Genomic DNA, 12,927 nt, shown 5'->3' with positions numbered 1-12,927 from the left:
TCTTCTCCTCCTAATCGAGCGCTTCAAGCTCATCTAAAATTATTGCGATTTCTTTATCTCCGTAATGGTCAAGCTTCTCCCTCAGACGTTTCATCAGGGACTGTCTCGACACAAAATTTTTATACATGCCCAGATTCTCCTCATAGTGCTCCAGGAGATCCTTCGACCGCTTTAAATTATCATATACCGCCTGCCTTGTCACTTCAAGTTCTTCGGCGATCTCACTGAAGGCGAAATCCTCCAGATAGTAGAGTTCTATATACTTGCGCTGCTTGTCCGTCAGCAGCGTATGATAGAAGTCATAGAGATAGTTCATGCGCATCGTGCGCTCGAGACCCTCAATCACTCCTGTCACCTTCCTCTTTGGCGTCCGCTTCCTCCGCGGCATTGGAGATCATATCGGCAAACAGTCCGTATACATAGTTCTCGGCACTGAATTCCTGGAGATCATCCAGCTGCTCGCCGAGGCCGACGAACTTCACCGGGATGCCCAGTTCGTTCTTGATCGCAAGGACGATGCCCCCCTTGGCCGTACCGTCGAGCTTGGTCAGGACGATGCCTGAAACGTCCGTGACCTCCTTGAATGCCTTTGCCTGGCTCAGCGCATTCTGCCCGGTCGTCGCATCCAGTACGAGCAGGGATTCATGCGGTGCGCTTGGAACGACTTTCTGGATGACCTTCTTGATTTTTGACAGCTCATTCATCAGGTTGCCCTTATTCTGGAGACGACCGGCGGTATCGCAGATCAGCACATCCGCGTTGCGTTTTTTCGCTGCATTGACGGCATCGAACATCACCGCTGCGGGATCACTGCCCTCCGCTTGGCGGATGACATCGACGCCGACACGGTCACCCCATATCTGCAGCTGGTTGATCGCCCCTGCACGGAATGTGTCCCCGGCGGCCAGCATGACACTTTTGCCTTCCTGCCTGTACTTGTGGGCAAGCTTGCCGATGCTCGTCGTCTTACCGACGCCGTTGACACCGACGACGAGGATGACAGTGAGTTCATCTTCCTGCATATTCACCGTTTCGGGCAGGTCGTCATTGCGCTCATAGATTTCGACCATCTTTTCGACGATCGTCTCCCTGAGATCGGCAGTTTCCGTAATGTTCTTCACCTTCGCCTCGTGACGGAGTTCATCGGTGAGCTCCATCACCGTATTGAAGCCGACGTCGGCCGAAATCAGCACTTCTTCCAAGGCTTCGAAGAAATCTTCATCGACTGTACGGTAGCGCGCCATCAGTTCATTGATTTCATTCTGGAACTTCTCCCGGCTCTTTTCGAGTCCGGCCTTGAATTTATAGCCGATCTGCTCCTGTTCCCATTCCTCGAACTCTTCTATGCTGATCAGCCCGTCATCCAGGGCTTCGCTCTGGGACGCGAGCGATTCCTGTTCTTCAGATTGGGGCTGATCGGTTTTGGGCTGGAATTTATCTTTCAGTCGTTTTAAAAAGCTCACACTGTCTCTTCCTCTCTGATATTATCTTCGTATTCTTTCAGATCCACGCTGATCAGCTGGCTCACGCCGCGTTCCTGCATCGTCACGCCAAACAGCCGGTCGCTCTCCTCCATCGTCCCCTTGCGGTGGGTGATGACGATGAACTGGGTGTCTGAGGCCAGCTGCTTCAGATACCGGGCATAGCGGATGACGTTCGCTTCATCGAGTGCCGCCTCCACTTCATCCAGTATGATGAATGGACTCGCACGCACTTTCAGAAGGCTGAAGAGCAGGCTGATGGCTGTCAATGCACGTTCGCCTCCCGACAGGAGGGAGAGTGTGGACAGCTTCTTGCCCGGTGGCTGTGCATAGATTTCGACCCCCGACTCCAGATAGTTTCCGGGTTCGGTCAACCTGAGTTCCGCCTGACCGCCGCCGAACATTGTGCTGAATACTTCACCGAAATGCTGGTTGATCTGTTCGAATGAGGATTGGAAGCGGATGGCCACGGCCTCGTCCATTTCTTCAATGACTTCGAGCAGTGTGCCCCTGGCCTCGAGCAGATCATTCTCCTGGGATTTCAGGAACTGGTAGCGTTCATTCACCCGGTCGAACTCCTCGATGGCGCCGAGGTTTACAGGCCCAAGCTCTTCGATGCTCTTCCTGTTCAGGGATATCTTCATCCTCTTCTGATCGATATTGGCAAAGTCCCGATATTCCTCTTTGGCCCTATCATACGTCGTTTTGTATGTTTCCGACAGATATTCGATCTTCTGTTCGATCTGCACGTCCAGCTTTTCCTTCCTGCCGGTATGCTGGCGCAGTCCTTCCTGCAGCTCATCCAGCTGTTTCAGATATGCAGCTTTTGTCTCCTGCAGTATATTATACTCCCTTTTCATCTCATGCTGAAGTGTTGCCGCTTCTTCCGTCGCTTCATGGAGGCGCTCGACCCGGACTGAGAGTTCCTCCCTTTCGGCTTCCAGCGCATCCACATCAATGCTGCCGAGATCCTGTTCGACCAGCCGCTGCTGGCTGACGATATCCTCCACCAGCCCGCTTGCCTCCTCGAGTTCCGCGGCCAGCCGCTCCGTTTCGTCTTCGCCATGGGCAAGGCGCTCCCTGACCGTCGCGTATTCCCTTTCCATGGCACGGCTCTCATCCGTCAGCTGACGGAGCGTCTCCTTCTTGTCCTTGTCGGACGCACTCATTCTCCGGATGCGTGCATCGAGCGCTTCAAGGGCTTCATCAGCTCTCCTGATGCGTTCGGCATAATCTTCGTCTCCGCCTGCAGCATCATGGGTCTCGAGCTCCGCTTCGAGCAGCGATATGTTCTCCTGCCTTGCCTCGAGCTGGTATTCGAGACGCCTGCGTTCACTTTCGACTGCATCATTCTGTTCAGACAGTTCCCTGCCCGCAGACTCCAGCCGCTCATATTCCACCATATGGTCAGCCAGCCTTTCGCCAAGGGCCTTGACGGACTTTTCGATTTCAGCCGTACGCTTCCGGTAGGCTTCAAGCTTCTGTTTCGTTTCGAGATGTTCGCGCTGGCTTTCGATGATGGAACTTTTGGAGTTTTTGGAACCGCCCGACATGGCACCGCCGGGCATGATCGTCTCGCCATCCAGTGTGACGATGCGCAGCCTATGGCGGATCTCCCTTGCCAGTACCGCCGCTTCATCCACCGTCGCGGTGACGAGTGTCGTGCCGAGCAGATGGGAGACGATGTTGTCTATATCCGCTTCATATCCGACCACTTCCGACATCACTTCCGCATCGATCGACGAGCGGCTGAGAATCTCCCGGATATCGGAATGGATGTGCTTATGACGGATGATGTCGGCCGGGAGGAAGGTTGCAAAGCCGGCTTTGGCATCCTTCAGGCGCCTTATGGCGCGCTTGGCACTATCCTCATCCTGTGTGACGATGTTCTGGGATTGTGCCCCCAGTGCCGTATCCAGTGCTTTGACATACCGGCTTTCTGCGGAAAGCAGTTCCCCGACGGAGCCGACGATGCCATCCGGATCCTTCCGGTTTTTGAGGATGAAGCGGGCGCCTGGATAGTACCCGCGGTATTCGTTCTGCATGGCGGTCAGCATCTCAAGCTTCGACGACTGCTGTTCTATATACCGTCTGGCCGTATCCAGGTTCTCCTTCTCCCTGTCATACTGTGCCTCGAGCGCCTGCAGGCTTTCCTTCGCTTCCCTGTAGGCTGTCCGTGTGGAAGAGAGTTCCACTTTGAGCTTTTCATGCTTCTCCTGAAGCTGCCTGGAGGTCCTGGTCTCCCCTTCCTGGGACGCCTTCAGCGACCGCAGACGTTCCGACTTCTGGCGGATGCTGTCATCCAGCCGCTCCTTCTCCGTTTCTGCACGTCGATGTTCATTCTCGAGCGTCGTCTTCTCGACCATCAGGTCATAATACTGGTCCTTCAGCTTTTCGATCTCTTCACTCTGGTCCTCGAGCAGCTCCCGGCGTTCATTCTCCGTCTCCTTCAAAGCCTGTCCGAGTCGCTCTGCTGTACGTTTCAGCTGTGTGAGGTTCTCCTCGGCCTCCGCCTGCCGGGCGCGTACGCCATCCCGGCGCTGTTCTGCAGATGCCAGACGCTGGGAGAGGTCTTCGCTCGCCTGCCCCCGGTTGTTCCTGCGTTCATTGTACAGCGCGATGCGGCCATTGGTCTGTTCCAGTTTTTTGGACAGTTCCACAAGTTCACGGTTCAGCTCCCGGTTCCGGCGGTCGTGGGCATCCCTTTTTTCCGCCACTTCGGCCATGCGGCGTTCGGTTTCCGCAAGCTTCCGGCGGTTCTGTTCGATATGCCCCTCCGTTTCCGAAAGCGCCTTCTCCTCCGCTTCAAGCAGACCCATCAGTGCATTCAGGTCATAGACCGTCACTTCGATATCACTATGGCGCATCTCCTCTTTCAGGGCAAGGTATTCCTTGGCATTTGCACTTTCCTTCTCCAGCCTGCCCACCCTCGATTCGAGTTCATGGATGATGTCGTGGACGCGGCTGAGGTTTGCTGCCGTATCTTCAAGCCGTTTCTCGGACTCCTTTTTGCGCAGCTTGTACTTCATCACCCCTGCAGCCTCTTCGATGAGCCCGCGACGCTGGTCGGGCTTCGCCTTCAGCACCTCGTCCACTTCGCCCTGTGAAATGATGTTGTATGCGTTCCTGCCGAGACCGGAATCCAGGAAAAGCTCATTGATCTCCTTGAGGCGGCTCTTCTCATTATTGATGTAGTATTCACTGTCACCATTGCGGTAGAGTTTCCGTGTGATGTGCACTTCTTCCGCATCGAGCTGGAGTGTCTTCGAACGGTTGTCGAGCACCAGCCTGACGAACGCAAAATTCATCGGCTTCCTGCCCGATGTACCGTTGAATATGACATCCTCCATCTTGACGCCGCGGATGGAGCGGGCGGACTGCTCACCCAGCACCCAGCGTATCGCATCGGTGATGTTGCTTTTCCCGCTGCCGTTGGGGCCGACCACTGCAGTGACGCCGGCATCGAATTTGATGTTCACCTTATCCGCAAATGATTTGAAACCGTGTGCTTCTATTGCCTTCAAATATACCATCAGCGCTTCTCCCTATTCTCCATTTCACTCAAGGCATGCTGTGCCGCCTTCTGCTCCGATTCCTTTTTGGACCGGCCGGCGCCTCTGCCGATCATGTCGCCATCCGCAAATACACCTGTGACAAACGTCTTGTCATGGCTCGGCCCGGTGGCTTCAAGCAGCTGATATTCCACACTTTTCCGCTCGGTCTTGTGCATCTTCTCCTGAAGTCCCGTCTTGTAGTCGATGACCGCGTTGTAGTCGCTGTTTTGGACCTCGGGAAAGACATGCCGTTCGAGGAACTGCCGTGCCTCGTCGGTCCCCCGGTCGAGGTAGAGGGCACCGAGGAACGCTTCGAATGTGTCGGAGACGATCGACGGGCGTCCCCTGCCGCCGGTCTTCTCCTCCCCCCTGCCAAGCAGGATCAGCGGCTGCATTTCAAGTTTGGATGCGAATACTACAAGTGAGGGTTCACATACTATATTGGCCCTGAGCTTGGTCAGGTCGCCTTCCGGCAGGCTCTGGAAGCGATTGTATATATAATCTGAAACCATCAATTCTAGTACAGCATCGCCGAGGAATTCCAACCGTTCGTTATTGTATATCTTGTCCATCTGCAGATCATTTATATAGGAACTGTGCATGAACGCCTGGATATACAGCCCCTCGTCATCGATTGTTATGCCGGTCCTTTTGACGAATGACTGGAATGCCCCACGGAATTTTTCAAGTCCGCGCTTTGCATGCCTGTCCTTTCTGATCCGTTGTTCTATTTCATTGAATGTCATCATTTCCGCCTCCCATTCCATTCATTTTATACGATTATCCATGTGAATAAAAGTTTTGACACAAAAATAAAATCCACTCCGAAAAGTGGATTTTATCATTACTTCGCTTCCAGTTTGTCGATGTAATCCAGAGCGTCGCCTACAGTGTTGATCTTTTCAGCTTCCTCATCCGGAATTTCCATTTCGAACTCATCTTCAAGTTCCATGACAAGCTCAGCGATATCTAAAGAGTCCGCACCAAGGTCATCCTTGAAAGATGCTTCTCTCGTCACTTTTTCTTCATCGATTCCAAGTTTGTCCACGATGATGTCTTTTACTTTGTCAAAGTTTTTTGCCATTATTCTTCACCTCCCTCCAATGGTACCATAGGGTCTAGCCCATGTACATACCACCATTTACATGAATCGTCTGGCCGGTGATGTAGCGCGCCGACCCGGATGCAAGGAATGCCACCGTCTCCGCAATATCATCAGTATTGCCGAAATGGTTCAACGGAATCTGTGCAAGCATCTGTGACTTTACATCATCGGACAGGACATCGGTCATGTCGCTTTCGATGAAGCCCGGTGCGACTGAATTCACCGTGATGCCTTTCGGTGCCAGCTCCCTCGCAACGGATTTCGTCATACCGTCGATGCCCGCCTTGGAGGCGACATAGTTCGTCTGTCCCGCATTGCCGAGGGACCCGACGATGCTTGAGATGTTGATGATCCTGCCGCCCTTCTGGCGGATCATCGGACGGGCGACGTTCTGGATGACATTGAATGTCCCCTTGAGGTTGACGTCGACCACCTGGTCCCATTCCGCCTCCTTCATGCGCATCAGCAGGTTGTCCTTCGTGACACCTGCATTATTGACGACAAGATCGATGGAACCGTGCGTATCCGTGATGTGCTTGACCATCGATTTCACTTCATCGAAATTCTGGACCTGGCACTGGAGTGCTTCTGCGCTGCCGCCTGCCGCCTCGATCTCCGACACGACCGCTTCTGCCCTGTCCTTCGAACCGGAATAGTTCACGATGACCGTATATCCCTCTTTGCCAAGCTTCAGTGCGATGCTTCTCCCGATGCCGCGTGAGGCACCTGTAACTAGTGCGATGCTACCCATTTTGAAACTCCTTTACCTGCTCCATCGTATCAATGTTCGTTGTCGTGATGGAGCGGTCTATTTTTCTGACCAAACCGTTCAATACTTTCTTCGGACCCACTTCGACCGCTTCCGTCACACCGGCTTCCGCAGCCGCCTCGATGCATTCGACGAAGCGTACCGGACTGGTCAGCTGCTCGATCAGCTGGCTTTTGATCGTTTCCGGATCCGTTTCTGCCCTGGCTGAAACATTCTGTATGACGGGAATGGCCGGTTCATTGAATGTGATGCCTTCGACGAATTTCCTGAATTCCGCCTTTGCCGGTTCCATCAGATGGGAGTGGAAGGCGCCGGAAACGTTCAGCGGCATGACCCGCCTTGCGCCGTTCTCCTTCGCTTCAGCGGCGAAGGCGTCGACCAGCGTGCGGTCGCCGGATACGACGATCTGATCGGGCGCGTTGATGTTTGCAGGCTGGATCTTCCGCTCCGCATCGGACATCGATTCGCACAGACGGACAAGGGCATCATATTCCATGCCGATGACAGCCGCCATGCCGCCGCCCGTACTCTGGGACATCAGTTCACCGCGCTTTGCAACGATCCTGACGCCATCCTTGACGCTGATGACGCCTGCATGGACCAGTGCCGGCAGCTCGCCGAGGCTGTGGCCAAGGACGATGTCACCCTTCAGGCCCGTGGCGGCGAGTACCGCCAGACTGTGGGCAAACAGTGCCGGCTGTGTATATTCCGTCTGGTTCAGCCGCTCGTCCTCCTCGAACATGATCGACTTGAGGTCGAAGTCCACATTCATGAATACTTCATCGAGGAGCGTCCGCCCTTCCGGTGAGTTTTCATAGATGTCTTTTGCCATCCCACCATATTGGGCACCCTGCCCTGGAAATAGAATCAGTTTCTTCATGCTTCCCCCACTCTTTCTTTTATCTTTGTGATCGCGTCCGATTCCGCCATGCGTTTTGCCTGCCTGATGGCGGAAACGATTGCCACCCTGTCGCTCGACCCATGGGCTTTCAATACATTGCCCTCCAGACCGAGCAGCGGCGCACCGCCATATTGGCGGTAATCCAGAAGATTCCGGATGGACTGCACATCCTTCCTGAGGACCAGGGCCGCCAGCTTGTTCTTCGTATTCTTGAGGAAGGCCTGCTTCACTTCTCCCATCAGTGCCATCGCGGTCCCTTCCAGTGTCTTCAGGATGACGTTTCCTGTGAATCCGTCCGTCACTGCTATGTCCACCTTGCCTGAAAGTATGTCCCGCGTCTCGAAGTTGCCGATGAAGTTCAACCCGCTTTCGTCCAGCAGTTTGAACGTCTCCTTCGTCAGTTCGCTTCCCTTGTTCGCTTCACTGCCGTTGTTTACCAGGCCGATGGTCGGATTGCTCCGTCCCTCATTCTCCCTCATATAGAGGTCGGCCATGACTGCAAACTGGTAGAGATGCTGCGGCTTGTTGTCGGCATTCGCACCCATGTCAAGCAGCATCATGCCCTCTTTGCTTTTGCCTGTAGTCGGCAGCAGTGTGGCGATTGCAGGGCGCTCCACACCTTTGATGCGCCCGACAACGAACAGCCCTGCGCTCATCAGTGCACCGGTGTTGCCGGCGGAAATGCAGGCATCCGCCTCACCGTCCTTCACCGCCCGGCACGCCCGTACGAGTGAGCTGTCCTTCTTCCTTCTCACCGAGCGGACGGGATCGTCCTCCGACTCGATTTTTTCAGTGACTTCTATGAATTCCACTCGCGGATGATCTCCGGAATACGCATCTTTCAGGCCAAATAATAGTACTTCGAGGCTCCCGTCTTCTTCGACTGCCTGGAGTACGCCTTTTTCGATTTCTTCCGGTGCATTGTCCCCACCCATCAGATCGACTGCAATTTTAACCATTCTCTTCACCTTCACCTGTATAATACATTTCAAAACGCCCTTTGAATATGAGGCGCTGTTCTATTTTCGATTCGACCGCAATGACGGCAATCCTGCCGTCCATCTTTTCGACGACCGCCTTTGAAATCACCTTGTCCCCGAGTCTGGCCGGCCTGATGAATTCTATCTGGGCCGACTTCGTCAGTGCCAGCGGCTCATCAATGACCGCAACACACAGGGAGTTGGCCTGGGCGAACAGATAATGCCCCCGGGCGATCCGGTTCTTCTGGAAGACGTGGCCCTCTTCAACAATGAAGAGCGAAAGTGCATGGTGATTGAGCTCCAGATCGATGATTTCCCCGATCACTTCCTGCAGGGAGAGGCTTCTGATCTTATCCGTCTCCTCCCGGGCCACGTGCTTGATGCGCTCCCTCAGCTCGGGGATGTTCAACTCGAGCCGATCCAGCCGAATCGTCTGTATACTGACATCAAACATTTCCGCCAATCGTTCATCAGTCAGGAAAGGGTCTGTCGATACTTTCTCGAGCAGAAGTTCCTGGCGTTCTCTTTTTTTATATTTCGCCATATGTCATCCTCATTTAGTAGTTGGTACTAACATCAGTATATATAACTGCATTGGCGATTTCAAACACTTTATAGCATATCATGGCAAAAAAATGGCGCTGTGCCCAAAGGCCCATGCGCCGGCATGCTATTCAGTTATCGTCGCCTTTACAATCAGACGCTTTTCAAAAAGGAGCGTCTCCGGGTTGTAGTCCTCACATGTGATCAGGGTCAGCTGCTGGGGATGGTCCCTCTTCTGGTCCAGAACATCGACCCGGGAGGGCTCGACTTCGAATATATCCGTAATTTCATAGCTGCGCACTTCATCTGCAGTTTCAAACTCGACGATGTCTCCGATGGCGGCCCGGTCAAGATGGTTGAAGCGGATGCCGGCACCTTCCACACGGTGCCCCGCGATGGGGATGTTCTGCATCCCGGCGTGATCGGTACCGTCGACGAACGACAGCCCGGCCTTCAGCTTTTCTTCGGTCACCGGACCCCGGAAGACGGGCTCCGCTATATCCGCAGATCCGATCCTCAGGACACCGGCGACATCCGCCGTTTCATACGCCGCAGATTCCCCGACCCCCGTGACAAAAGATTCCAGCCTGTTCACCTCGACCGGCCTGCCGTCATCATGGTAGGACTCGATCACCCGCTCATTTACCCTGTCGATGAAGATCTCCCGGATATCCTGCCAGAAGAACAGCAGGAGCCCTGCCACAATCAGCAAGGCTCCGGAGAGTCTCAGGACATGTCTCATCCGTCCGCCTCCATTTTCGCACTGTATTCTATCGCGCTCATCCTGGCATGCTCAAGCACGCGGTAATCCTCGGCCAGGTCCGCCACCTTGAACTGGGGCAGTCCGCTCTGGCGGACGCCGAAATAATCCCCCGGCCCACGCATTTCAAGATCCCGCTCGCTCAGTTCGAAACCATCCGTCGTACTCGTCATGATGTCCATGCGGAGTTTCGCATTCTCGGTCTTCGGATCACTGATCAGCACGCAGTAGCTCTGCTTGTCGCTCCGGCCGACGCGGCCCCTCAGCTGATGGAGCGTGGAAAGGCCGAACCGCTCGGCATTGAATATGACCATGAAGGTGGCATTCGGTACATTGATGCCCACTTCTATGACCGTCGTCGACACGAGCACCGGCTTCTCGTGCGATTCGAAGCGGCGCATGCCGGCATCCTTCTCATCCGGTTTCATCCGCCCGTGCACCAGTTCGACGTTCTCCTCGCCGAAGCGGTCGGTGAACAACTGGAAGATCTCCTGGACATTCTTCAGATCCAGCGTTTCCGACTCCTCTATCAGTGGTGCCACGATATAGGCATTGTGACCTTTCTTTATTTCGGCCGCCAGTGCATTGAGCACTTCATTCGTTTCATCGAAGCGGCGCCAGTATGTCTCTACCGGTTTCCGGCCCTTCGGCATCTCCTTGATGATGGAGATGTCCATATCACCGAATGTGGTGATGGAGAGGGTCCTCGGAATCGGTGTCGCGGTCATGTAGAGCACATTCTTCCGATATGCCCGATCGTTCAGGCGCTTCCTCTGGTTGACGCCGAAACGGTGCTGCTCGTCGGTGATGATGAGGGACAGCCTGTTGAAGACGACGTCCTCTTCTATCAGTGCATGGGTCCCGATGATCAGATCGATTTCGCCCGATTCGAGCGCTGCCAGTATGCCAATCTTTTCTTTCCTCGATGTATTGCCGGTCAGCTTGGCGATATTCAGGAGACCGTCGAAGATTTCAAGGAATGACTGGTAGTGCTGGTTTGCAAGCACTTCAGTCGGCACCATCAGCGCCGTCTGCTCCTGAATCGTCTTCACCGCAAAGCTTGCGATTCCCGCAACAATCGTCTTTCCGCTGCCGACATCCCCCTGCAGCAGGCGGTGCATGGAGACGTTCTGCTTGAGGTCCCGGCATATCTCGTTCACACTTCTCTTCTGGTCGTCCGTCAGTTCAAAAGGCAGTGTGTCGATGAATGTGCGCAGCGCCTCGATATCATAGTCCACAATATACCGTTCATTCCTTACGCGCTCCCGCTTGCGCTTCTCCATCAGCTGGAGCTGGAAGATGAAAAGTTCGTAGAACTTTATCGTCCGGCGCGCCTCATTGATATCATGCGGACTCTGTGGAAAATGAAGTCTCCGGAGCGCCTCCCGGACCGACAGCAGCCGGTATTTCTCCTTCAGGTCCTCGGGCAGGTCATAATTGAAGATGCAGTTTGCGAATACTTCCGCAACAATCTTATGGAACGTCTTCGAGTGCATGACGCCGCCCAGGGAATATTTCACGCGGTAGCCGCCGGAAGTATCGTAGACAAGCCTCTGGGCGTTGATCTCAAGCTTGTGCCGCTGGAACTTTCCTGAAACTTTGACCGTCTCCCCCACCTTCAGTTTGTCCTTCAGGTAGGGCTGGTTGAAGAATACAACCTTGACATACATGCCGTTGATCTCCATGAACACCGTCAGCCGGTTTTTGCCGCCCCTGAAATAGGCAAGCGCCGGTTCCGTCTGGACGGTGCCGGAAACTGTGACCTTGTCATTATGTCCAGCTTCCGTCAGGTCCATGACTGTCAGGTTCTCATGCCCGCTCGGAAGGTTGAATACGACATCATTCACGTCTTTGATATCCAGTTCCAAAAGTTTATCCCGGAGTTTTGGACCGACACCCTTCAGGTCTTCAATCGGTGTCGGGGGTGTGACCACCTGGTACATGACGGGCATTACTGTTCACCGAAAAGCTCGGCCTTGATGCGCTCCCCTGTCGGTGTACCGGCCAATCCGCCGCGGCCGGTCTCCCGGAGCGCAGAAGGCATCGTCAGACCAATCTTGTACATCGCTTCGACCACTTCGTCTGCAGGAATCCTGGATTCGATTCCGGCCAGCGCCATGTCTGCTGCCGTCAATGCATTGCTTGCCCCTGCGGCATTCCTTTTTACACACGGCACTTCCACAAGTCCGGCAACGGGGTCGCAGACCAGTCCGAGCATATTCTTGAGTGCAATCGCAAATCCATGGGCGCTCATCTCCGGCGTCCCCCCGGCCATTTCCACAAGGGCCGCGGCAGCCATCGCACTTGCGCTGCCCACCTCTGCCTGGCATCCGCCGGCCGCACCGGAGATGCTTGCATTATTCGCCACGACAAAGCCGAAGGCACCGGAGGTGAAGAGGAACTTCACCATTTCTTCACGGGAGATATCATGCTTCTCGCGCATCGCGAATAGGACCCCGGGCACGACACCTGCCGATCCGGCGGTCGGTGTGGCACATATCTTGCCCATGGCCGCATTCACTTCGTTCGTGCTGACTGCATGCGCAATCGCATAAAGTGTCAGTTCCCCACTCAGACCTTTGCCGCTGTCGATATACTTCTTCATCTTGACCGCGTCCATGCCGGTCAGGCCGGTGGTGCTCTCCACCCCGCCGATGCCCTCTTCGACAGCAGACTCCATCACTTCGAGGTTCCGCTCCATATCCTTGTAGATATCGAGGTAGGACCTGCCCGTCACTGCCATCTCCTGCTCCATCATCACGTCTGAAATCGCCTTGTTCTCCGATGCTGCCTGATCTATCAATTCCTGAATACTTTTAAACATGATTGACCCC

General features: G+C 54.5%; 12 protein-coding genes. All 12 read right to left on the bottom strand.

The annotated features are described in order from the left end of the window. Positions 1 to 10: 10 nt before the first annotated feature. The 12 genes from RQP18_RS05070 to sdaAA all read right to left on the bottom strand — a co-directional run bounded on the left by RQP18_RS05070 (position 11) and on the right by sdaAA (position 12,917). Positions 11 to 388, bottom strand: a complete 378-nt coding sequence (locus RQP18_RS05070; RefSeq protein ID WP_342389075.1) for a putative DNA-binding protein — start codon at positions 386 to 388, stop codon at positions 11 to 13. Further along, on the bottom strand, positions 339 to 1,463 hold the full coding sequence (ftsY, locus tag RQP18_RS05065; protein ID WP_342389074.1) for a signal recognition particle-docking protein FtsY: 1,125 nt from the start codon (positions 1,461 to 1,463) through the stop codon (positions 339 to 341). Before ftsY ends, RQP18_RS05070 begins: the two co-directional genes overlap by 50 nt. Then, complete coding sequence (gene smc / locus RQP18_RS05060; protein ID WP_342389073.1) at positions 1,460 to 5,014, bottom strand: chromosome segregation protein SMC; 3,555 nt, start codon at positions 5,012 to 5,014, stop codon at positions 1,460 to 1,462. The genes ftsY and smc overlap by 4 nt, the downstream gene beginning before the upstream one ends. Further along, positions 5,014 to 5,781 carry a ribonuclease III gene (gene rnc, locus RQP18_RS05055; RefSeq protein ID WP_373446160.1) on the bottom strand — a complete coding sequence of 256 codons (768 nt, stop codon included), beginning with the start codon at positions 5,779 to 5,781 and terminating at the stop codon, positions 5,014 to 5,016. The genes smc and rnc overlap by 1 nt, the downstream gene beginning before the upstream one ends. Positions 5,782 to 5,879: 98 nt before the next feature. Beyond that, positions 5,880 to 6,119 (bottom strand): acyl carrier protein, encoded by a 240-nt coding sequence (locus RQP18_RS05050; RefSeq protein ID WP_031548546.1) that lies wholly within the window; start codon positions 6,117 to 6,119, stop codon positions 5,880 to 5,882. Positions 6,120 to 6,153: 34 nt separating this feature from the next. Continuing rightward, positions 6,154 to 6,891 carry a 3-oxoacyl-[acyl-carrier-protein] reductase gene (fabG, locus tag RQP18_RS05045; protein ID WP_342389071.1) on the bottom strand — a complete coding sequence of 246 codons (738 nt, stop codon included), beginning with the start codon at positions 6,889 to 6,891 and terminating at the stop codon, positions 6,154 to 6,156. Further along, positions 6,884 to 7,789 carry an ACP S-malonyltransferase gene (fabD, locus tag RQP18_RS05040; protein WP_342389070.1) on the bottom strand — a complete coding sequence of 302 codons (906 nt, stop codon included), beginning with the start codon at positions 7,787 to 7,789 and terminating at the stop codon, positions 6,884 to 6,886. Before fabD ends, fabG begins: the two co-directional genes overlap by 8 nt. Further along, complete coding sequence (gene plsX, locus RQP18_RS05035; RefSeq protein ID WP_342389069.1) at positions 7,786 to 8,769, bottom strand: phosphate acyltransferase PlsX; 984 nt, start codon at positions 8,767 to 8,769, stop codon at positions 7,786 to 7,788. The genes fabD and plsX overlap by 4 nt, the downstream gene beginning before the upstream one ends. Then, positions 8,762 to 9,334: a transcription factor FapR gene (gene fapR / locus RQP18_RS05030; protein ID WP_342389068.1), complete on the bottom strand. Its 573-nt coding sequence runs from the start codon at positions 9,332 to 9,334 to the stop codon at positions 8,762 to 8,764. The genes plsX and fapR overlap by 8 nt, the downstream gene beginning before the upstream one ends. A gap of 126 nt (positions 9,335 to 9,460) precedes the next feature. Next, complete coding sequence (locus RQP18_RS05025) at positions 9,461 to 10,075, bottom strand: sortase (RefSeq protein WP_342389067.1); 615 nt, start codon at positions 10,073 to 10,075, stop codon at positions 9,461 to 9,463. After that, positions 10,072 to 12,045 (bottom strand): ATP-dependent DNA helicase RecG, encoded by a 1,974-nt coding sequence (gene recG, locus RQP18_RS05020; RefSeq protein WP_342389066.1) that lies wholly within the window; start codon positions 12,043 to 12,045, stop codon positions 10,072 to 10,074. Before recG ends, RQP18_RS05025 begins: the two co-directional genes overlap by 4 nt. Beyond that, positions 12,045 to 12,917: an L-serine ammonia-lyase, iron-sulfur-dependent, subunit alpha gene (gene sdaAA / locus RQP18_RS05015; RefSeq protein WP_342389065.1), complete on the bottom strand. Its 873-nt coding sequence runs from the start codon at positions 12,915 to 12,917 to the stop codon at positions 12,045 to 12,047. Before sdaAA ends, recG begins: the two co-directional genes overlap by 1 nt. Positions 12,918 to 12,927: the final 10 nt, after the last annotated feature.

Source organism: Salinicoccus sp. Bachu38, assembly GCF_038561955.2.
Classification (GTDB): Bacteria; Bacillota; Bacilli; order Staphylococcales; family Salinicoccaceae; genus Salinicoccus; species Salinicoccus bachuensis.
This window is presented reverse-complemented; position numbering and strand designations above follow the sequence as displayed.

What these genes read in the sequence shown, in the direction of transcription:
- fabD (WP_342389070.1), bottom strand. Translation starts at nt 7,789, where the DNA reads ATGAAGAAACTGATTCTATTTCCAGGGCAGGGTGCCCAATATGGTGGG.
- RQP18_RS05070 (WP_342389075.1), bottom strand. Translation starts at nt 388, where the DNA reads ATGCCGCGGAGGAAGCGGACGCCAAAGAGGAAGGTGACAGGAGTGATT.
- fabG (WP_342389071.1), bottom strand. Translation starts at nt 6,891, where the DNA reads ATGGGTAGCATCGCACTAGTTACAGGTGCCTCACGCGGCATCGGGAGA.
- smc (WP_342389073.1), bottom strand. Translation starts at nt 5,014, where the DNA reads ATGGTATATTTGAAGGCAATAGAAGCACACGGTTTCAAATCATTTGCG.
- RQP18_RS05025 (WP_342389067.1), bottom strand. Translation starts at nt 10,075, where the DNA reads ATGAGACATGTCCTGAGACTCTCCGGAGCCTTGCTGATTGTGGCAGGG.
- sdaAA (WP_342389065.1), bottom strand. Translation starts at nt 12,917, where the DNA reads ATGTTTAAAAGTATTCAGGAATTGATAGATCAGGCAGCATCGGAGAAC.
- fapR (WP_342389068.1), bottom strand. Translation starts at nt 9,334, where the DNA reads ATGGCGAAATATAAAAAAAGAGAACGCCAGGAACTTCTGCTCGAGAAA.
- recG (WP_342389066.1), bottom strand. Translation starts at nt 12,045, where the DNA reads ATGCCCGTCATGTACCAGGTGGTCACACCCCCGACACCGATTGAAGAC.
- rnc (WP_373446160.1), bottom strand. Translation starts at nt 5,781, where the DNA reads ATGACATTCAATGAAATAGAACAACGGATCAGAAAGGACAGGCATGCA.
- RQP18_RS05050 (WP_031548546.1), bottom strand. Translation starts at nt 6,119, where the DNA reads ATGGCAAAAAACTTTGACAAAGTAAAAGACATCATCGTGGACAAACTT.
- plsX (WP_342389069.1), bottom strand. Translation starts at nt 8,769, where the DNA reads ATGGTTAAAATTGCAGTCGATCTGATGGGTGGGGACAATGCACCGGAA.